Source organism: Amycolatopsis panacis (assembly GCF_003600245.1).
Lineage (GTDB): Bacteria > Actinomycetota > Actinomycetes > Mycobacteriales > Pseudonocardiaceae > Amycolatopsis > Amycolatopsis sulphurea.
In genome coordinates, this window is record NZ_QZFV01000076.1 from 128,382 (window position 1) to 148,024 (window position 19,643).

At 70.4% G+C, this 19,643-nt stretch carries 16 protein-coding genes and 1 other RNA gene; 10 read left to right on the plus strand and 7 right to left on the minus strand.

Annotated features, from left to right (window positions below; all coding sequences use genetic code 11):
- Positions 1 to 8 precede the first annotated feature (8 nt).
- Positions 9 to 308 (minus strand): hypothetical protein, encoded by a 300-nt coding sequence (locus tag D5S19_RS33095; protein WP_233573869.1) that lies wholly within the window; start codon positions 306 to 308, stop codon positions 9 to 11.
- Between the two features lie 215 nt (positions 309 to 523).
- Here D5S19_RS33095 and D5S19_RS12890 point away from each other — a divergent pair, with 215 nt between their 5' ends.
- Together D5S19_RS12890 and D5S19_RS12895 are read left to right on the plus strand one after the other, a co-directional pair.
- A complete protein-coding gene (locus D5S19_RS12890) occupies positions 524 to 1,129 on the plus strand; it encodes a L,D-transpeptidase (protein ID WP_120023584.1) in 606 nt (201 codons plus the stop codon).
- Positions 1,130 to 1,220: 91 nt separating this feature from the next.
- On the plus strand, positions 1,221 to 4,034 hold the full coding sequence (locus D5S19_RS12895; protein ID WP_120023585.1) for a PQQ-dependent sugar dehydrogenase: 2,814 nt from the start codon (positions 1,221 to 1,223) through the stop codon (positions 4,032 to 4,034).
- 156 nt (positions 4,035 to 4,190) lie between these two features.
- On the opposite strand, the gene D5S19_RS12900 is transcribed toward D5S19_RS12895, so the two are convergent.
- The gene (locus D5S19_RS12900; protein WP_120023586.1) at positions 4,191 to 5,708 is read right to left on the minus strand and encodes a 3-hydroxyacyl-CoA dehydrogenase; all 1,518 of its coding nucleotides are present in this window, start codon (positions 5,706 to 5,708) and stop codon (positions 4,191 to 4,193) included.
- A 139-nt stretch (positions 5,709 to 5,847) separates the two neighbouring features.
- Positions 5,848 to 6,411 carry a hypothetical protein gene (locus D5S19_RS12905; RefSeq protein WP_120023587.1) on the minus strand — a complete coding sequence of 188 codons (564 nt, stop codon included), beginning with the start codon at positions 6,409 to 6,411 and terminating at the stop codon, positions 5,848 to 5,850.
- Between the two features lie 156 nt (positions 6,412 to 6,567).
- On the opposite strand from D5S19_RS12905, the gene D5S19_RS12910 reads away from it, so the two are divergent.
- A complete protein-coding gene (locus D5S19_RS12910; protein ID WP_120023588.1) occupies positions 6,568 to 7,317 on the plus strand; it encodes a response regulator transcription factor in 750 nt (249 codons plus the stop codon).
- Positions 7,295 to 8,839, plus strand: coding sequence for a sensor histidine kinase (locus tag D5S19_RS12915; protein ID WP_120023589.1), 1,545 nt, complete (start codon positions 7,295 to 7,297; stop codon positions 8,837 to 8,839). The genes D5S19_RS12910 and D5S19_RS12915 overlap by 23 nt, the downstream gene beginning before the upstream one ends.
- Here D5S19_RS12915 and D5S19_RS12920 read toward each other — a convergent pair.
- On the minus strand, positions 8,830 to 9,735 hold the full coding sequence (locus D5S19_RS12920) for a serine/threonine dehydratase (RefSeq protein WP_120023664.1): 906 nt from the start codon (positions 9,733 to 9,735) through the stop codon (positions 8,830 to 8,832). The two genes, D5S19_RS12915 and D5S19_RS12920, sit on opposite strands and share 10 nt — an antisense overlap.
- A 230-nt stretch (positions 9,736 to 9,965) precedes the next feature.
- On the opposite strand from D5S19_RS12920, the gene D5S19_RS12925 reads away from it, so the two are divergent.
- From D5S19_RS12925 to ffs, 3 genes are all read left to right on the plus strand, one after another.
- Positions 9,966 to 12,494, plus strand: coding sequence for a sensor histidine kinase (locus tag D5S19_RS12925; protein ID WP_120023590.1), 2,529 nt, complete (start codon positions 9,966 to 9,968; stop codon positions 12,492 to 12,494).
- The gene (locus D5S19_RS12930) at positions 12,491 to 12,907 is read left to right on the plus strand and encodes a roadblock/LC7 domain-containing protein (RefSeq protein ID WP_120023591.1); all 417 of its coding nucleotides are present in this window, start codon (positions 12,491 to 12,493) and stop codon (positions 12,905 to 12,907) included. Before D5S19_RS12925 ends, D5S19_RS12930 begins: the two co-directional genes overlap by 4 nt.
- A 468-nt stretch (positions 12,908 to 13,375) precedes the next feature.
- Positions 13,376 to 13,472: signal recognition particle sRNA small type (gene ffs / locus D5S19_RS12940), an RNA gene on the plus strand.
- Positions 13,473 to 13,482: 10 nt separating this feature from the next.
- On the opposite strand, the gene D5S19_RS12945 is transcribed toward ffs, so the two are convergent.
- Positions 13,483 to 14,292, minus strand: coding sequence for a spermidine synthase (locus D5S19_RS12945; RefSeq protein ID WP_199730472.1), 810 nt, complete (start codon positions 14,290 to 14,292; stop codon positions 13,483 to 13,485).
- 134 nt (positions 14,293 to 14,426) lie between these two features.
- On the opposite strand from D5S19_RS12945, the gene D5S19_RS12950 reads away from it, so the two are divergent.
- Entirely contained in the window at positions 14,427 to 16,502 is a 2,076-nt protein-coding gene (locus D5S19_RS12950) for a DNA polymerase III subunit gamma and tau (RefSeq protein ID WP_120023593.1), read from the plus strand.
- Between the two features lie 11 nt (positions 16,503 to 16,513).
- Here D5S19_RS12950 and D5S19_RS12955 read toward each other — a convergent pair whose 3' ends face one another.
- Entirely contained in the window at positions 16,514 to 17,356 is an 843-nt protein-coding gene (locus D5S19_RS12955) for an N-acetylmuramoyl-L-alanine amidase (protein WP_233573876.1), read from the minus strand.
- Positions 17,357 to 17,453: 97 nt separating this feature from the next.
- Between D5S19_RS12955 and D5S19_RS12960 the strand changes: the two genes are divergently transcribed.
- Both D5S19_RS12960 and recR read left to right on the plus strand, forming a co-directional pair.
- Positions 17,454 to 17,816, plus strand: a complete 363-nt coding sequence (locus D5S19_RS12960) for a YbaB/EbfC family nucleoid-associated protein (RefSeq protein ID WP_098512743.1) — start codon at positions 17,454 to 17,456, stop codon at positions 17,814 to 17,816.
- Between the two features lie 3 nt (positions 17,817 to 17,819).
- Complete coding sequence (gene recR / locus D5S19_RS12965) at positions 17,820 to 18,416, plus strand: recombination mediator RecR (RefSeq protein ID WP_120023595.1); 597 nt, start codon at positions 17,820 to 17,822, stop codon at positions 18,414 to 18,416.
- 57 nt (positions 18,417 to 18,473) lie between these two features.
- On the opposite strand, the gene D5S19_RS12970 is transcribed toward recR, so the two are convergent.
- The gene (locus D5S19_RS12970) at positions 18,474 to 19,571 is read right to left on the minus strand and encodes a UDP-N-acetylglucosamine 2-epimerase (RefSeq protein WP_120023596.1); all 1,098 of its coding nucleotides are present in this window, start codon (positions 19,569 to 19,571) and stop codon (positions 18,474 to 18,476) included.
- Positions 19,572 to 19,643 lie beyond the last annotated feature (72 nt).

Below are 19,643 nucleotides of genomic sequence, written 5' to 3' on the forward strand. Positions count from 1 at the left end.
AGGGTGACTCAGGAGCCCTTCTGGAACGTGGTGTCGCCGCCAGCCGTGAGCTTGGTCGAGGCGCTGCGAAGCAGGCCGAGGACGGCGAGTACGACGATGTCGATGCCCACCAGCACCAGCTCGTCCGTGTCCGCCGTACGCAGTGCGTCGAGGGAGGTGAACACGCCGACCGCAACGAGAATGATCGGTATGGTGACGAGGCTCTTGCGAGTGAGCGTGGTGCCCCGCAGTTCCTTGTAGACGACGCGGTAGATGACGAGCACCCCTAGGGCGACGTAGAGCACCGCGTACAGCGGGTTGACGTGCATCGAGACTCCTATGTGGATCGGACTGGCTCAGCCTCGTGCACCTGGGCCGGGCTCGCATCGGCGCCAGGGCGGGCAGCGGGTGGAACTCCGGGTCAACCCGTGGGTGGAGGCCATATCGTGACCATTGCCTGGTAACCCTGCGGGGGGAACATCCGTCTAAACGGGTGATCGGGCACGTGATGAAGCGCGGCCCGCCCGGACTTGGGGGTAGTGGAGTGAAGAGGCTTCTCGCTGGTGCGGTGGTGTTGGCCGCCGGGTTCGCGCTCGCCGCGTGCTCGGGTGGCGCGGCCGGCTCGTCCGGAAACGGTGCGGCGGCCGCGGGCGCGAGCGTCCCGGGGACCTCCGCCACCACGACCCCGCCGAGCAGCACGACGAGCGCGCCGAGCAGCACCACGTCGACGAGCACCCCGGCCAAGCCGAAACCCAAGCCGAAGCCCCAGCCGGTCAGCGTCGCGAACGTGCCCTGCGCGAACGCCGCCGCGGCCTCGGGTACCAGCGCGTGCGTGGACATCTCCGCGCACCAGGCGTGGCTGTTGCAGGACGGCAAGATCAGCTACGGCCCGGTGCCGATGCTCCCCGGCCGCAAGGGAAACCCGACTCCGGTCGGCACGTTCCACGTGCTGTCCAAGGAGAAGCTGCATCTCAGCCGGGAATTTGACAATGCGCCAATGCCCAACTCGGTGTTCTTCTATCCGGGCGATGCTTTCCACACCGGCAGCCTGCGGACCTACTCGCACGGTTGCGTGCATCTGTCCGCGACCGCTTCGCAGCGGTTTTTCACCGCCCTCCGGACGGGTGACGTTGTCCAGGTCGTAGCCTGACAACAGGATCACGTTCGGGTAAACACCTGCTGAAACAGGCAACGATGCTGCCTTTCTGCGCGATCATTTATCGCCCAGAAAGGGGGCCCGAATGGCCTGGAGAAGATTCTGTTCCGTGCTCGTGGCCGCGTTGGCCGCGGCGTTCCTCCCCGTCGTCACCGCCGCGCCCGCGTCGGCTGTCGATGCACCGGTGCTGCCGAGCGGCTTCGTGCTCAGAGACATGCCGACCGGTTTGGGGAATTACCAGTTCACCGATTTCGCCTGGCTGCCGGACGACAGCGTGCTCGCGCTGGGCAAGTCCGGTGCGGTCAACTGGGTCCCGGCGGACGGCAACGGTCCGGTACGGATCGCGAACTTCCAGGTCGAGTCCCAAGGGGACGTTGGCCTCACCAGCGTCGCGCTGGCGCAGGACTACGAAACCTCGCATGAGATCTACCTCAACCGGTCGGTCAGCCAGGGCTCGGGCAAGTACGTCCAGCGCGCCTCCCGGTTCACGGTGACCTTCGACGGCGTGGGGCACCCGAACGGTCTCACCGGGGAGAAGGTGCTCCTCGAACTGCCCGGCAGCGCGTACTACATCCACGGCATCGACACCGTCTACCCCGCGCCGGACGGCACGCTCTGGTACAGCATCGGCGACAACGGGGACGCGGGGAAGACCAATCCGGTCGCGTTCGTCGCGCAGGACCTGGACTCGCCGTTCGGCAAGATCCTGCACATGACCCCGGACGGCAAGGGCCTGCCGGGGAACCCGTACTACAACGCGTCGGCGCCGGAAAGCAACCGCAGCAGGGTGTTCGCCAGCGGGTTCCGCAACCCGTTCCGGTTCACCCTCGACCCCAAGAGCGGGCTGCCGGTGGTCGGTGACGTCGGGTGGTACACCTGGGAGGAACTCGACGTGGTGCAGCCCGGCGCGAACGGCGCCTGGCCGTGCTTCGAGGGCAACCACCCCACACCCGGCTATTCGGCCGACGCGCGGTGCGCCTCCGCGGTGAACACGCCGCCGTTGTGGGAGTACCAGCACGGCACGGGCCCCGCGCAGGGCAACAGCGTGACCGCCGGAATCGTCTACGCCGGGAGCAGCTACCCCGCCGAGTACCAGGGCGCCTTCTTCTTCGGCGACTATGCGGGCCGAAAGATCTGGACCGCGCGGTACGACGAGCAGCGCAAGCTCACCCGGACGCCGAGCAGCCCCGCGCCGTTGCAGAACATCGGCGGGGTGACCCGGATTTCCTCGGCGCCGAACGGGGACATCGTGTTCAGCGATCTCAACTCGGGTCTGCTGCGCCGGTTGACCTACTCGACCGGGAACTCCGCGCCGGTCGCTTCGGCGACGTCCACAACGGACCCGGCCACCCGGACGGTCTCCTTCGACGCCAGTGGTTCCACCGACAACGACGGTGATTCACTCAGCTACGCCTGGGACTTCGGTGACGGCAGCGCCGGCACCGGGGTGAAGACGAGTCACCAGTACGGCGAAGGGACCTCGTTCACCGCCACGCTCACCGTCACCGATCCGCTCGGCGCGAAGGGGACCACCACGGTCGCCGTCGTGCCGGGCAATCACTCACCGGAGCTGACGCTGTCCACACCGGACCAGGAGTTCGCGGTCGGCGAGCAGGTCACCCTGTCCGCCAAGGCGACCGATGCCGAGGACGGCGTGCTGCCGGTCACCTGGACCTCGTTCATCCGGCACTGTCCGGAGGTCGGCGCGTGCCACGTGCATCCGGCGGAGGGCGGGACGGGGCCGGAGTTCACCGTGCCGTTCACCGATCACACGGACTCGCGGATGGAGTTCACCGCGACCGTGACCGACAGCGCCGGTGTGCGGGCGTCACAGTCCTATGTGGCGATGCCGAGACGGCACCGGCTCACCCTGAACAGCACTCAGCCGGCTGCGCTGAGCATTCCCAGCGAGGGCGGGGTCAGCACGTCGATGGTCACCGAAGGTGCGACCTTCGACGTGACCGCGGCGCCGCTGGGCACCGACGGCGCGTCGAAGTTCACCGGCTGGCAGGACGGGCCGTCCACCACCTCGTGGTCGATCAAGGTCGGCGCGGGCGACACCACGCTCACCGCGAACTACAGCACCCCGATCGACCAGCGGTATGACAGCGAACCGGCGTTGCGTACCAAGCTTGGTACACCGAGCGGCCCCGAGGTCGTGGACGGTCCGCTGCATTACCGGTCGTACGGGAGCGGAAGACTGTACTGGTCCGGGCAGACCGGCGTGCACCAGATAGGTGGCGACATTCTCGCCGACTACCTTGCGGCCGGCGGGCATCGGACATACGGCCCGCCGACCACTGATGAGACAGCGACGCCGGACGGTGTCGGCAGGTTCAACCACCTGCTCGGCACCCCGGCTTCGCAGACCGCGTCGATCTACTGGACCCCGTCGACCGGGGCCCATTCGATCCACGGCCTGATCCGGCAGAAGTGGGCTGCGCTCGGTTGGGAGCGCAGCCTGGGGTATCCGACCACCGACGAGTCGGGTACCCCGGATGGCGTCGGCCGGTACAACCACTTCAGCGGCGGGCATTCGATCTATTTCACTCCGGCGAGCGGGGCGCACCAGATCGGCGGTGAGATCCGGCAGAAATGGGCTTCGCTCGGCTGGGAACGCAGTATCGGTTACCCGACGACGGACGAATCGGTGACGCCCAACGGGATCGGCCGGTACAACCATTTCACCGGCAATGCGTCGCTCTATTGGAGTGCGAGCACCAGGGCGCACCTGGTGAAGGGCGAGATTCGGAAACGCTGGGCCGCGATGGGCTGGGAGAAGTCCTACCTGGGCCTGCCGACTTCGGATGAATACACGATCAGCGGCGGGTTCCGGAGCGATTTCCAGGGCGGTTACATTACTTATCTGGGTGGACGGGCAGTGGATCACCGCTGGTGATCGCGTAGTGGCTTTGCTGGGGTGAGGTGAGTCCCGATCCGATATCGGGACTTCACTGGGGGATAATACTGGGGATGAGTGGTCAACTTTTTGAAGATAGGCGCAGCCGGGGAATTTCTTGCCCGGTTCGCGGCTGTCGGCACCGAACCGCCCGGCTCAGCGCAGCTCGGCCGGGCGGGTTCCGATGGTGGTCAGCGGCAGCCCGAGCGCGACCCGTGCGGTGAGCCAGCCGCTCGGCCGGTACCGCGGGTCGCCGGTGGCCTGCCGGAGGCCGGTCAGGATGCGCAATACCTTTTCCGCACCAAGGGTTTCGCCCCATTCCAGCGGGCCACGGGGGTAGCCGAGGCCGAGGCGGACGGCGGTGTCGATGTCGGCGGGGCTGGCCAGTTCCTGGTCGGCCAGGTAGCACGCGGTGTTGACGATCGAGGCGAGTAGCCGCTGGGCGATCGGAGCCGGGCCGTCCCGCACGACCGTGACGGCAATTCCCGTCGCGGCCAGCGCGCCCCACGCCGCTTTGCCGAAGACCGGGTCCAGTCCGGGATGGACGGACAGGGTGAACCGCTTGTCGTAGCTCAGTGCGTCCACTCCGGACACTCGGTCCGAGGGCAGCTCCGCCTGCCGGGCAGCTTCCACAGTGGACTCTCCGCGCAACGGGACCAGTAGCGCGGCGTCCGGGTAGGCCTCCGGCACGATCTGAACGCCGGCGGAGGAGAGCATCCGGGCGAGGCGTTCGTCGGCGGTGTAGACGGGGATGTCCGGCAACGGTGGGGCGGGCGGCTCCGGCGGGACTTCCTGTTTGCCGTCGGGATAACGGTAGAAGCCCTCGCCGGTCTTGCGGCCGTACAGCCCGGCGGCCACCCGCGGGCGGGTCAGCCAGGACGGGCGCAGCCGTGGCTCGGCGTGGAAGCCGCTCCAGATGCTTTCCAGCACCGCGTGCGAAACGTCCAATCCGGTCAGGTCGAGCAGTTCGAACGGGCCGAGCCGCAGCCCCAGCACATCCCGCGCGATGCGGTCGACCTCGGCGGGCTCGGCCAGTGCCTCGGACAGGATCTGCAGTGCCTCGGTGGTCAGCCCGCGTCCGGCGTGGTTGACCAGGAAACCGGGTGCGTCCTTGGCCAGCACCGGTTCGTGGCCCCAGCGCCGGACGAGTTCGAGCGCCTCGGCGGGCAGCCACGGCGCGGTGCGCGCCCCGGGCACCACCTCGACCAGCCGCATCAACGGCACCGGGTTGAAGAAGTGCAGGCCGATCAGCCGCGCCGGATCCGCCAGCCCGGCGGCGATCTCGGTGACCGACAGCGAACTGGTGTTGGTGGCGAAGATCGTTTCCGCGCCGCAGACCCGTTCGAGCCCGGCGAACAGCCCGCGCTTGATCTCCAGGTCCTCCCGCACCGCTTCCAGCACGAGATCCACCCCCTCCGCGGGGGCCAGCGGATCAGCGACCGGGACCAGCCGCTCCTTCGCCGCACGGGCCTGTTCCCCGGTCAGCTTGCCCTTCGCGGCGAGCCGGTCGAGCATCCCGCCGACGTAGCCGATCGCCTCGCCCACCGCGCCTTCCGCCGCGTCCGCGAGTTCCACGACCGTGCCGCCCGCCGCGGCGAGCTGCACGATGCCCCGGCCCATCACCCCGGTGCCGATCACCCGGATCCTGCCAACCCGTCCGGCCCATCCCGTCACGGCGAACCACCTCCACCGGCAACCTACCTTGCGCTACAGCCCGGCGAAGTCGGCCAGCCGGCCGATCAGCTGCTCGAAGTAGGGCTGTGAAGGGACCCTTCACGGACGCAGCGGCTGTGAAGGGACCCTTCACAGCCTTTCAGCCGCGGTAGGGGCGAGGGCCAGCCCGGCCTGGACCGAAGCTCTGCTCCTGGCCGAAGGAGATCGCGGTCGCCGTACCGCCTTCGACCTTGGCGATCACGGTGCTGCTCCGGCCGTCCTGCGGATTGCCGGATTTCTCCGTGTCCGAGTTCAGGGTGTAGGTCTGCTTGTAGCCGTCCTTGCTGGTCAGCGTGACGGAAGTGGCGCTCAGCTCGGAGACGGTCCCGGTCTGCAACCGCTCGGTGACGTAGCTGCCGTTCTGCCCGGCCACTACGAAGTCGCCGTGCAGTGCGCCGCGCAGCGCGCTCATCCCGCCCGCTCCGCCGAAACCGCCGGGACCCATCATCCCGCCGGGGCCACCCTGTCCACCCGGGCCGCGCTGCTGCGCGGACGCGTCGTTCGAGCTGGTGCCCGCCCAGATCGCGATCCCCCCACCGGCCGCGATCACCACCGCGACGCCCGCCGCGATCGCGGTCTTGCGGCCCGACCACGTTTTGCCAGGAGGGGTACCGGGAGCAGGTGGTTCGCCCCACGTGGCGCCCTGTGCTGGATCGGTCGTCATGCTTTCCTCCGGGTCGTCCGCGCTGTCGGAATTCAGCGTTGCCGGGGCCGCTGTGGGGACGCTGTGCCCAGCGTGGGTGGGTCCTGTGCACCGGTACACAGGAAACGCACAGGCGCCGCACAGCTGGACCTGACTACCGCGGCCGAGGATGGCACCATGAGCAGTGTGAATGGCACGCCTGCCGGTCCTGGCAAAGCCGATCTGCGCCGTGCGGACGGCAGTCCGGTCCGGGTACTGGTGGTCGACGACGAATCGACCCTGGCCGAACTCGTCTCCATGGCCCTGCGCATGGAGAGCTGGGACGTGCGCAGCGCCGGTACCGGCGCCGAGGCGGTGCGGGTGGCCCGCGACTTCCGCCCGGACGCGGTCGTGCTGGACGTGATGCTGCCCGATTTCGACGGCCTCGAAGTGCTGCGCCGGATGCGGGCCGAGGTGCCGTACCTGCCGGTGCTGTTCCTCACGGCGAAGGACGCCGTGGAGGACCGCATCGCCGGGCTGACCGCGGGCGGCGACGACTACGTGACCAAGCCCTTCAGCCTGGAAGAGGTCGCATTGCGGCTGCGCGCGCTGCTGCGCCGGGCGAACGGGGTGTCCGGCGCGGTCGGTTCCCAGCTCGTGGTCGGCGATCTGACCCTGGACGAGGACAGCCGGGAGGTGCATCGCGGGGGTGACCTCGTGCCGCTCACCGCGACCGAGTTCGAACTGCTCCGCTACCTGATGCGCAATCCGCGGCGGGTGCTGTCGAAGGCGCAGATCCTCGACCGCGTGTGGAGCTACGACTTCGGCGGCCAGGCGAATATCGTCGAGCTGTACATTTCCTATCTGCGCAAGAAGATCGACGCCGATCGGGAGCCGATGATCCACACCATGCGTGGCGCGGGGTATGTCCTCAAGCCCGCAGGCTGAACCGCGGCGGACCCGCCGTCCGTGGTCCCTGCGCCGTCGGCTGATCATGCAGCTGGCGGCGCTGCTCGCGCTGGTGTGCGTGGTGGTCGGCGTGGTCACCGAGCTGGCGCTGCAGGATTTCCTGGTCCGCCAGCTGGACAGCCGGCTCGTCGCGGCGAGCGAGCGCGGGGTGCGCGGGGGCATCAAGCCGCCGTGGATCTATGGCGACAACCCGCCACCGGACCCGCTGCGGGTGCTCGGCCAGGGCGACGGCACGCTCGCGCTGGTCGCCCAGAACGGCAAAGTCGCGGCGGCCGTGCTCGACTTCGCCAAGAGCCGGCCGCCGCGCGCGCTGGGGAAGCGGCCGCCGCCGGGCACGCCGCCACCGCTGGAGAACGTCACCGCCGATCAGCAGCGCGTACTGCTGGGCCTGCCGCCGGACGGTTCGCGCGGCAGTGTGGATCTCGGCGGCAACCTCGGCAGCTACCGGGTGATGTCCAGCTACGCCCCGTCCGGCACGCTGACCGTGATCGGGCTGCCGCTACGCGAGGTGAACGCGACCTTGTGGCGCGTCGGTTTCATCTTCGGCGGGGTGGCGCTCGGCGGGCTGGTGGTCGCCGGATTCGCCGGCGCGATCACGATCCGCCGCACGATGGCGCCGCTGGACCGGCTCGCCGCCACCGCGGCCAGGGTGTCGGAGCTGCCGCTGGACCGTGGTGAGGTCGCGCTGTCCGAACGAGTGCCCGAGGTGGACACCGACCCGCGCACCGAGGTGGGCAAGGTGGGCGCCGCGCTGAACCGGATGCTCGGCCATATCGCCGGCGCGCTCGCCGCCCGGCACGCCAGCGAAAGCCGGGTGCGCCAGTTCGTCGCGGACGCCAGCCACGAGCTGCGCACTCCGCTGGCGGCCATCCGCGGGTACGCCGAGCTGGTCCGGCGCAGCGGTGAGCAGGTGCCGCCGGACGTCGCGTTCGCCATGCAGCGGGTGGAGTCCGAATCGGCGAGGATGACCACGCTGGTGGAGGATCTGCTGCTGCTCGCGCGGCTCGACTCGGGGCGTCCGGTGGTGCACGAGCCGGTGGATCTGACCCTGCTGGTGGCCGACGCGGTCGCGGATTCGCACGTGGCCGGGCCGCGGCACAAGTGGCTGCTGGAAACCCCCGGCGAACCGCTCACCGTGCTCGGCGACGCCCGGCAGCTGCACCAGGTGGTGCTGAACCTGCTGGGCAACGCGCGCACGCACACCCCGCCGGGCACCACCGTGACCACCATGCTGGCGCAGGACGGCGAGACCGTTCGACTGTCCGTTGTGGACGATGGGCCGGGTATTCCCGGCGAGGTGCTGCCCGAGGTGTTCGAGCGGTTCGCGCGCGCGGATACCTCACGTTCGCGGGAGGCGGGCAGTACCGGGCTCGGGCTGGCCATCGTGGCCGCCGTGGTGGCCGCGCATTCCGGGCAGGTGATGGTGAGCAGCGTGCCGGGAAGGACCGAATTCGTGGTGATTTTCCCGTTCTTGCGCGAGGAGTCCCAGGCTCACGCGTAGCTGACCGCGGTATTCGCGCCGCACAGCACCAGGCACGGGAGTTCGGCCGGAACCCGGCCGGCCAGCCAGGCGGCCAGCGGTGCCGCGGCCGCCGGCTCCACGACCAGCCGGAACTCCTGCCACAGCCGGTCGCGGGCGGCGAGCATCTCCGCGTCCGTCACCAGCACCGACGTGACCGATCGCGAGTCGAGGATCGCGAACGGGAGCGTGCCGATCCGGGTCGCGCCCAGCGCGGAGGCCGCCACCGAGTCGATCGTGACGTCCACCGGCTCGCCCGCTTCCAGCGCGGCGTGCAGGGCTTGGCACTGCTGTGGTTCCACCGCGAAGACCGCCCGCCCGTTCGCGGCGAGCACGGTGCCGGAGGCAAGCCCGCCACCGCCGACAGCGATCGCGATCGCGTCAACGTCCGGGGCTTCCGCGACGATCTCGGCCGTCACGGTGCCCTGCCCGGCGATCACGTCGGGGTCGTCGTAGGCGTGCAGGTAACGCGTGCCCGGCTGCTCGGCGACGGCACGCGCAGCAGCGGCTGCTTCGGCGTACGTCGCGCCATGCCGCACGAGCTTCACGCCGGTCGCCTCGATACCGGTGGCCTTGGCCTCGGGCACGGTCTCGGGCACGTAGACCACCGCAGGCAGGCCCAGCACCTGCGCCGCGGTGGCCACGCCGAGGCCGTGGTTGCCGCCGGACGCGGTCACCACCTGGTCCGGGCGGGGTCCGGCGAGCAACGCGTTCACCGCGCCGCGGAGCTTGAACGAGCCGGACCGCTGCAAGTGCTCGAGCTTCAGGACCAGCGGACGGCCGTCGATTTCGGTGCGTAACAGCGGAGTCCGCCGTACGTGTGGCCGGATACGTTCCGCGGCGGCCTGGACATCGGCAGGAGCAGGCGTGCTGGACATACCGATCATTATCCTCGCGACTGTGCCCCGTCGGCATCGCCAGGTGGAAATTCGCGGTGTGAACTGGGCGTGTTCCGGCGTTGTCGGGACCTTGCGGACCTCGCTAAGCTCGGTGCCAACGGTGGGTGGCGGATCTTGCGCGGACCGCGACGGGTCTTACCAAAAGTAGTGAACTCCGCTCGGCTTCCCCCTGTTCGGTGCTCTCCTCCGGGAACGGAAAGGTGACGTGAATGACCCGGTCGCTCGGACCCGGCGCACGGTGGTCCGGTCGGCTCGGTGTTCGCGGCAGGGTGCTCCTGCTGATCGCCGCTCCGCTCGTGCTGGTGGTGCTGGTGGCCGTGCCGCTGGTGCTCGGGCAGCTTTCGGCGGCCGGTGCCGCGGCAAGCACGAAGGATTCCGTCGCGCAGGCGCGGCGGGTGGGCCACCTCGCCCAGCAGTTGCAGCGGGAAGGCCTGATCACCGTGGCTTTCCTGGCCGATTCCTCGGCGACGACCCAGGAACTCGGCCAGCAGCAGCGAGCCGTCGACGCGGAGCTGAGCAATGTGCGCGGCGAGGCGACTCCGGCGGTGGCGACCGCGCTCGGGCGCGTTGCCTCGCTGACGCAGTTGCGGCAGAACGTGGTGCATCGCGGCGTGGCGATCACCGACGTCGCCGGGAGCTATCAGGCCGTGCTCACGGGGCTCGTCGATGCGCTCGGGCTCGTCTCGCACACGACATCGGACGGTGCGGGTACGCGGGAATTGGGCGCGGTGGACTCGCTGCTGCGTGCGAACGAACAGCGGGCGATCCGGCTGATCGCGCTCATCGCCGCCACCGTCTCACCTGGACAGTCCCTTGTCGACAGTTCGGGTCAGCGTGCCGCGGTCCACGCCGAGCGGTTCGCGCAGCAGGCCGAGCCGGCCGACGCGGCCGCGATCGCCGCTGTCGAGTCGGATGCGCCGGCCCGCCGGGCCGCTCGGTTCTCCGGGAGGGCGGGGTTCACCCCCGAGGTGGTCAGTACTGCCGCCCAGCTCGTCGGGCAGCGCGATACGGCGCAGAACAACGTTCTCGACGCGATCGCCGGCCGCGCGGACGACCGATCGTCCGAAGCGGCCCGCGAGGCCTGGCTGGCCACCGGCGGCTCGATCGTCCTTTTTGGACTCGTAGTGGCGCTCACCGTGGTGGTCGGCCGTTCGATCATCGGCCCGCTGCGCAGGTTGCGCACCCGCGCCGAAGCGACGGTGGTCCGCGTGGAGGCCGAGCTGGCCGAGGCCGCGGCGCTGCCGGGCGGGATGGCGTCGACGTCCGGATCAGGTGTTGCGTCCGGGGCGGCTGGTGAGCCTGGGGTGGTTGAACCGCCGGTTCGCAGGTCGGGCGAGGTCGGGGCGTTCGCGGAAGCCGAGCCGGCAGAGGCACTTCCGGGATCGCCCCTAGACCCCGGCGTGAGCAAGGTGGCCGCGCAACCGCCACGCCCGCCCGGCGGTGTGTGCGCGGAAGCTGCACCGTCGACGCCCGGACCGGCCGTTGACCTCGGTGGGGAAGCGGCCGAGGTGGCCGAGGCGCTCGACCGGCTCCGCGTCTCCGCCGTGGCGGAGGTGTCCCGGCAGGCCGCGGGCCGCCGGGCGGGGGCGCAGCTGCTCGCCGGCGCGGCCCGGCGCACCCGGAACCTGGCCGGCCGTCAACAGGAGCTGGTCGAGGAACTCCGTCGTAGCGCCACCGAACCGGTGCTGGTCGCCGACCTCGGCCGGCTCGGGCGCACGGCCGCCCGGCTGCGCCGGACCGCGGAAGATCTGCTCGTGGTGTCCGGCGAGCCGGACGAATCCCGGGTCGGCGGGCCGATCGAACTGGCCACCGCACTGCACTCGGCGGCCGCGGAGATCGACGACGAGGCCCGGGTGCGGATCGCCGAACCCGCCGAGCTGCTGCTCGCCCCGGAGCTGGGCATGGACCTGGTGCTGCTGTTCGCCGAACTGATGGAGAACGCGGCCGCGTGCTCCCCGCCGGAATCGCCGGTGGACGTGCACTCCCGCTTCCTCTCCGGCGGCGATCTGCTGGTCGGCATCACCGACCACGGCACCGGGCTGCCCGCCGGACGGCTCGCCGAGGAGAACCGGTGCCTGGCCGCGCCGGACGAGCGCGCTCCGGCGCCGCAGCTGGGGCTCGCCGTGGTCGCCCGGCTGGCCCGGCGGCACGCGCTGACCGTGCAACTGCACCCGTCCGTGGCCGGGCCCGGCCTCACCGCGCGGGTCACCGTCCCGGCCGCGCTGTTCACCCGCGACGTGGACTTCCGGCACGAACCCGAACCGGTCGGGTTGTTCGAACCGGGCCAAGTGCCGGATCCGGTGCCGGACCTGCTGCCCGCCCCCGCGATCGCCGCGCTCGGCGGGCACGCCGGGAACGGGTTCGGCTGGTTCGCCGATCCGGAACCGGCCTGGCCGGACGCCGAGAGCGAGCCGATGTATGCCTGGCCGGAGGCCGAGCCCGACTGGCCCGCCGAGGAACCGGACGACGGATTCGGCGCCTCCGTCGAGGACTGCACCGATCGGATGCCGACGCAGCGATTCGCCCCGGTCGCCCCGCAACAGCGCGATGGAGTCATGCGCCGGGTGCCCGGCGCTCAGCTGGCGCCCGAACTGCGGCTGCCGCAGTGCAGCCGTCCGCCCCAGCGCCGCGGGCTGCGCGACCCCGCCGCGGAGCGCGCCACCTTCGACGCGTTCTCCGACGGGGTGGCCAAGGCCAAGCAGGCCACCGTGATCACCGCCGAACAAGGAGGACAATGAGCCCGCCGACCGCGCAGAGCTTTGCCTGGCTGATCGACCGTTTCGCGCTGCACACCGCGGGCGCGCTCGCGGCGATCGCGGTGTCCGCCGACGGCCTGCTGATCGCCGGCTCGCAGGGGCTGGACCGGGCGGACGCGGACCGGCTGGCGGCCACCTGCTCGGCGATGCTGGCGCTCGCGCAGGGCGTGTCCGACAGTCATCCGCTCGGCGATCCGGACAAGGTGGTGGTCGAGCTGGCCCGCGGCTACCTGGTGGTCTGCACCATCAGTATCGGCTGCTCGCTCGGCGTGCTGGCGAACAAGCAGGCGAGCCTCGGCACGATCGCCTACGAGATGGCGATGTTCGCCAACCGGGCGTCCGAGGTGCTCACCCCTGCGCTGGTCGAGGAGCTCAAGAACACCGTTGGCGGGTGAACAATCCCGGCGGGCCGCACGTCCGGTGAAGATCGTGCTTGTCGGCCCGCCCGGGGCGGGCAAGACCACAGCGATCCGCGTGGTCTCGGAGATCGCCCCGCTGCACACTCCTGCGCTCGACTTCGGCCGGGTGACGCTCGATGAGTACACCCGGGTGTACCTGTTCAGTACCCCGGGCAGACGGCCGGACTTCGTGCCGGAGGCGGACTTCTTGCTGGTCGTGCTCGATCCCCGTCACCCGCACGAGGCGTATCCGGTGCTCGACTACGTCGAACGCACGCGGTTGCCGTTCGTGGTGGGCCTGAACCGGTTCGACGGCGTACTCGAACGGTCTGTCGGCGACGTGCGCTGGGCGTTGGCTGTACGCGAGCAGGTGCGGCTGTGTGTCTTCGACGCGCGCGAAGCGGCTTCAGTGCGTGCCGTGCTGCGGGTGGGCATAGGACTCCGGCGGCCGCCCGCTACACTGCATGTGGGATCCCGCGCGGCGTCCATCCTGTGAACCTCCCCAGGGCCGGAAGGCAGCAAGGATAAGCAGGCTCTGACGGGTGTGCGGGATCCCCCTTTTCCTTCAGGGGTCAGAACAGCCCGAGTACGTCCTCCGGTGGCGATGGCGCGGCCACTGCCTCGGCGTCGGTCATCGGCTCCGCTTTTCCCCGCAGTTTGTGCAGCTCTGCGCCGTGTACGCAGCGTGCGGGATAGGCCGACGACGCCGCGCGCCGGGCTAGCTCCGTGGTCGGCAGCTCGGTCCGCGAAGCGGCGAGCACGAGGTTGCCGAATCGCCGTCCGCGCAGCACACCCGGCTCGGCCAGCAGCAGCACGTAGGGGAACACCTCGGCGAGCGTCGCGAGGAACCGGCGGGCGAAGGGGAGGCCCGTCCCGTCCGTGATGTTGGCAAGCAGCGCGCCGCTTGGCCGCAGCACCCGCGCGACGTCGGTGACGAACTCGACGGTCGCCAGCCCGCTGGCGAGCGTCGCGCGTTCGAAGGCGTCGAGGACGACCAGATCCGCGGAGGCGTCGCGTCGGCTGCGTACGCCGACGCGGCCGTCTTCGATGCGTACGCGCAGCTTTGGCACGCTTCGCAGGTCGAGCTGCTCGCGGACCAGCTCGATCAGGGGCTCGTCGGCGTCGAACACCAGCTGTCGCGAACCCGGACGAGTGGCCGCGACGTACCGCGGCAGCGAGCAGCCCGCGCCGCCGACGTGGAGTGCGTCGAGCGGACCAGACGGCAGGAAGTCGACAAGATCACCGAGGCGGCGTACGTAGTTGAATTCGAGGTTCGTCGGGTCGTCGAGGTCCACGTACGACTGCGCGACGCCGCCTACGGACAACAGCCATGCGTTTGCGCGGTCGTCGTCGCGAAGCAGCTCCGCAGTGCCGAACCGCACCGGGTGTTGCCCTGGACGGGGACCACGCGGCGGCCGTCCGCGGCCGGAACGGGCGTGGCTCAACCGGCGTCCTTTCCCTGGATCACGGACAGAGCCTACGACGGCCGCGCTGTACGTCACGGTAGTCTCGGCCCGTGGCTCTAGCGCTGTACCGGAAGTACCGTCCGGCGACCTTCGCCGAGGTTGTCGGCCAGGAGCATGTGACCGACCCGCTGCGCATTGCGCTGGCTGCCGGGCGCATCAACCATGCGTATCTGTTCTCCGGGCCACGCGGCTGCGGCAAGACCTCCAGCGCGCGCATCATGGCGCGCTCGCTGAACTGTGTCGAAGGCCCGACGCCCGACCCGTGCGGCAAGTGCAACTCATGCCTCGCGCTGGCGCCCGAAGGCCCGGGCAGCGTCGACGTGACCGAACTCGACGCGGCCAGTCACGGTGGCGTCGACGACGCTCGCGAGCTGCGTGACAAGGCGTTCTATGCGCCGGCCGAATCGCGCTATCGGGTGTTCATCATCGACGAAGCGCACATGGTCACCACGCAGGGTTTCAACGCCCTGCTGAAGATCGTCGAAGAGCCGCCAGAGCACCTGATCTTCATCTTCGCCACGACCGAGCCGGACAAGGTGCTCACCACCATCCGCTCGCGTACGCACCACTACCCCTTCCGGCTGATCCCGCCGAGTTCGATGCGCGAACTGCTGGAGCGCAACGTCGCAGCCGAAGGCGCCACAGTTGAGCCTGCGGTGTACCCCCTGGTGATCCGTGCCGGTGGCGGTTCTGCGCGGGACACGCAGTCGGTGCTGGACCAACTGCTGGCCGGGTCCGGCCCGGATGGCGTCACGTACGGGCGCGCCGTCGCGTTGCTCGGCGTCACCGACGTCGCGCTCATCGACGACATGGTCGATGCGCTGTCCGCCGAGGACTCCGCGACGGTGTTCTCGACCGTGGAGAAGCTCGCCGAGGCGGGCCACGACCCACGGCGGTTCGCCACCGACCTGCTTGACCGGCTGCGTGATCTCGTGCTGATGCGTTCGGTGCCGGAGGCCGGCGAGCGCGGGCTGGTGTCCGCCCCGGCAGAGGAACTGGCCCGGATGAGCGCGCAGGCCGAACGAATCGGGCTGGGCACGCTGTCCCGCTACGCCGACATCGTCCACAATGGACTGCTGGAGATGCGGGGCGCCACTTCACCCCGGCTGGTGCTCGAACTGCTTTGCGCGCGCATGCTGCTGCCCTCGGTGACCGAGGCGGAGAAAGCGTTGCTGGCCCGGATCGAACGGCTCGAACGCCGCGCGGTGGTCGCCACCGGCGGCGAGGCGGGTGTCGAACCGCCGGTGCGCGCGTTCCAGCGGCCCTCGCAGCGAACCGCGGCGCCTGAGACCGCTCCCGCCCCGGAGCGACCTGCCCCCGCCGCGGAGCGACCCGCACCTGCCCCGGAGCGGCCTGAACCTGCCGCGGAACGGCCCGCGCCCGCCCCGGAGCAGCGGCCGGCCGAGCCCGCGAGCCCCACGCCGGCAGCGGCGGCCCGACCTGCCGAATCGGCTCCGTCACGTCCGGCGGAACCACCGCGTCCGGCCGAATCCGCGTCCCCAGCGCAGGAAAGCCCACCCGCGGCCGGTGAGGTCGACGAGGCGGGCATCCGCGCGATCTGGCCGCAACTGCTGGCCGCACTGCGCAAGTTCACCGGTGGCCGCAGCCTGGAAGCGATGCTCACCCAGGCGACCGTGGTCGAGGTGAGCGGCTCGACTGTCACGCTCACGCACAAATCCGAGCCGCTCTCCCGGCGGCTGAACGACCACGACAACGCCCGCAAGATCGCCGCCGCGCTCGCCGACGTGCTGCCTGGCGAATGGCAGGTCCGTTGCGTGCACGGGGCTGTGCCCGCCGCCCAGCCACGGGCCGCCGCGCCCCGGCCGCAGCAGCAGGCGCCGGCCCCGGAACGGTCCTTCACCCGGCCGTCGTCCGCGACCCCGCCGGCCCCCGCACCCGCCGCTGCACCCCCGCCGCCCGCGCCTGCCGCCCCCGTCGCACCGGCCAAACCCCGGGTCACGACGACCGAGCCGGACATCCCGCTGCCGCCCGAACCGTCGGACGAGGACGACGACATCTACTCCGAGGACTCCAGTCCGGTGCCGCCGCCCCCGCCGGAGGAAGACCCGGAAGTGCTCGCCCGCAAGCTGCTCTCCGACCACCTCGGCGCGCGCCCGCTGGACTGAGGCGCTCGCGGCTACGAAGCGCCGAGGTAGGCCTCGATCGCCTGCGTGATGGCTTCGGCGTACTTGCCGCGCCCGGATGCCGAGGACATCTGCGCGGCTTCCTCGGCGTTGCGCATGTTCCCGCATTCGACCAGCACCGTCGGTCGGGTAGACAGGTTGAGCCCGGCCAGATCCGAGCGTGCGGAAAGCCCGGCGGAGCCTATGTAGGTCGAGGTGGCGAACCCGTCGCCGCGCAGCGTGTCGCGCACCGTGCGGGCCAGTTTCGACGACGGCTCGCCCTGTGCGGCGTTCAACGGCGGTGCGGAATAGGCCACGTGGAAGCCGTGCGCGCTCGCCGAGGTCGAGCCGTCCGCGTGGATGGAGACCACCGCGTCGGCCTCGGCCTCGTTGCCGATCTCCGCCCGCTTGTCCACGCAGGGGCCGACGCCGGTGTCGTCGGAACGCGTGTAAACCACCTTGATTCCCTTGGCGGCCAACGCTTTCCCGACTTCCTGCGCGACCGCGAAGGTGAACGCGTGCTCGGGGTAACCGGCGTTGGTGGAGGTACCGGTGGTATTGCACGGCTTGGTCTGACCCCGCCCGGCAGGCACTTTCCGGTTGATCTCCTGGGGATTCTGCGCGTTCCCGCCGTTGTGCCCCGGATCGAGCACGACCACCTTCCCGGGACTCACCGGCGGGGCTGCCGGCTGCGACGAAGAGGTCGTGACCGGTGGCGGAGCCGGAGCCGAGCTTTGCGCGGCCACCGGTGAAGAGGACGGCGCCGCGGGCGAGGCGGCCTCGCTCCCGCCGGAACACGCGGTGAGCAGTGCCAGACCGGTCAGCAAGGGGAGCGGGTTCGCACGCACGGCGACCACGGTGCCACAGCGCCCGCATGCCGCCCGGACGGACGCGCCGGACACGCGGCTACGCTGGGGGAGCAACACCCTACAGGCGGAAGGACCGAGTGCGATCATGGTGCAACCCGGAGGCGGCGGCTTCGACCTGTCGCAGATCATGCAGCAGGCCCAGCAGATGCAGCAGAAGCTGGTGGAGGCGCAGGCGGAACTCGCGAGCACCGAGGTCACCGGCACCGCGGGCGGCGGGCTGGTCACCGCGACGGTGTCCGGCGACAGCCAGCTCAAGGGCCTCGTCATCGACCCGAAGGTGGTCGACCCCGAGGACGTGGAGACCCTGTCCGACCTGGTGGTCGCGGCGGTCCGGGACGCCTCGGCCAACGCGCAGAAGCTCACCGAACAGAAGCTCGGCCCGCTGGCCGGCGGCCTCGGCGGCGGGGGCGGCATGCCGGACCTCGGCAGCCTCGGGTTCGGCGGCTGAATTGTGTACGAGGGTGTCGTCCAGGATCTGATCGACGAACTCGGGCGGCTGCCCGGGGTCGGTCCCAAGAGTGCCCAGCGGATCGCGTTCCACCTGCTGGCCACCGACCCCGCGGACCTCGCCCGGCTGCAGGACGTGCTGGGCAAGGTCAAGGAAGGCGTGCAGTTCTGCGAGATCTGCGGCAACGTCGCCGAACAGCGGACCTGCCGGATCTGTCGTGACGAACGGCGCGATCTCACCGTGATCTGCGTGGTCGAGGAGCCCAAGGACGTGCTGGCGGTGGAGCGCACGCGCGAGTTCAAGGGCCGCTACCACGTGCTCGGCGGCGCGCTGGACCCGTTGTCCGGCATCGGGCCGGAGCAGCTGCGCATGCGTGAGCTGCTGAAGCGGATCGGCGAGGCCGACATCAGCGAGATCATCATCGCCACCGACCCGAACACCGAGGGCGAGGCGACGGCCACCTACCTGGTCCGCATGCTGCGCGATTTCCCCGGCCTGTCGGTCACCCGGCTGGCCTCGGGCCTGCCGATGGGGGGCGACCTGGAATTCGCCGACGAGCTGACCCTCGGCCGCGCGCTGTCCGGCCGGCGCACGCTGTAACAGCTGTGAAGGGACCCTTCACGGACTCTGCGTCCGTGAAGGGTCCCTTCACAGCTTTCAGCAATAACCCAGCTGTGCGAGGGAGTTCACGATGATCTCGGAGGGGTGGTACTTGTCCATCCAGGACTCTCCGCGCCGGTTCTGGTACGTGTCCAGGAAATTCTGCAGTTTGTCCCCGCGCATCTCGGTGAGCACCACCGTTTCGCCGAGGTGCTGCGGGGTTTCGGTGCGCTCGCGGTGCACCGCGCAGGGCAGGCCGAGGTAGTAGCACTCCGCGGACAGCCCGCCCGAGTCGGTGACGACGTACTCCGCGCGCGCGACCAGCGGCAGGAACTTCAGGTACCGCATCTTCGGCTGCGCGATGAACCTGTCGTCGAACAGGTGGTCCAGGCCCAGCGCGCGGATCTTCTCCCGCTCCGGCGCGCCCGCCATGTACAGGATCGGCATCTGCCTGCTCTGCTCGCGCAGGATCTCCAGCGCCTCGCGGTACTTGTCCGCGCGGGAGACCAGCTCGAAGCGGTGCAGTGTGGCCAGCCCGAAGCGCTCCGGCAGGTTCGGCACGTCCAGCGGCTGGTTGATGGCCAGGCGCATCGCGTCGATGGCGGTGTTCGCCTCGGTGTCCACGACGACGCCGCGGGCGTTGCGCAGGTTGTTCACCTCACGCGCGCTCGGCGCGAAGTGCATGTCCACGACCTTGGCCGCGATCTTGCGGTTCAGCTCCTCCGGCAGCGGCGAGAGGATGCTGCCCGACCGCGCGCCGGCCTCGATGTGCCCGACCCGCGCCTTCAGGATCCGCTTGCCGATCAGCGAGCCGTACGGGGTGGTGAACGTGTCGCCGTGCACCAGCACCAGCGGGGGACGGCCGTCCTCGGTGAGCGCGGCCCGCAGTTCGCCGCGGCGACCCCACGCGGTGCGCAGCACCTGCGCCGCCCAGCCGGGCACCTGCGCGGGGGACTCCAGGTTGTGCGCCTTCTCCTCGGGGACGAGCCACACGTCGGGCTCGGGCAGCTTGAGGTCGGCCAGCACGTCGGCCACCTCGTCCACGTGCTGTGCGGTGAACCAGATCTTCGGCCGCAGGCCGCGCTCGGCGATCCCGTGGTAGACCGGGGCGATCTTGATCAGTTCCGCAGTAGTGCCGAGAATGAAGGAAATCACCGTGGGCCCATTTCTGGTCGGTTGCGGTGAGCGCCAGGATACTGGCCACGTCCGGTTCCCCGGCACAGGGTA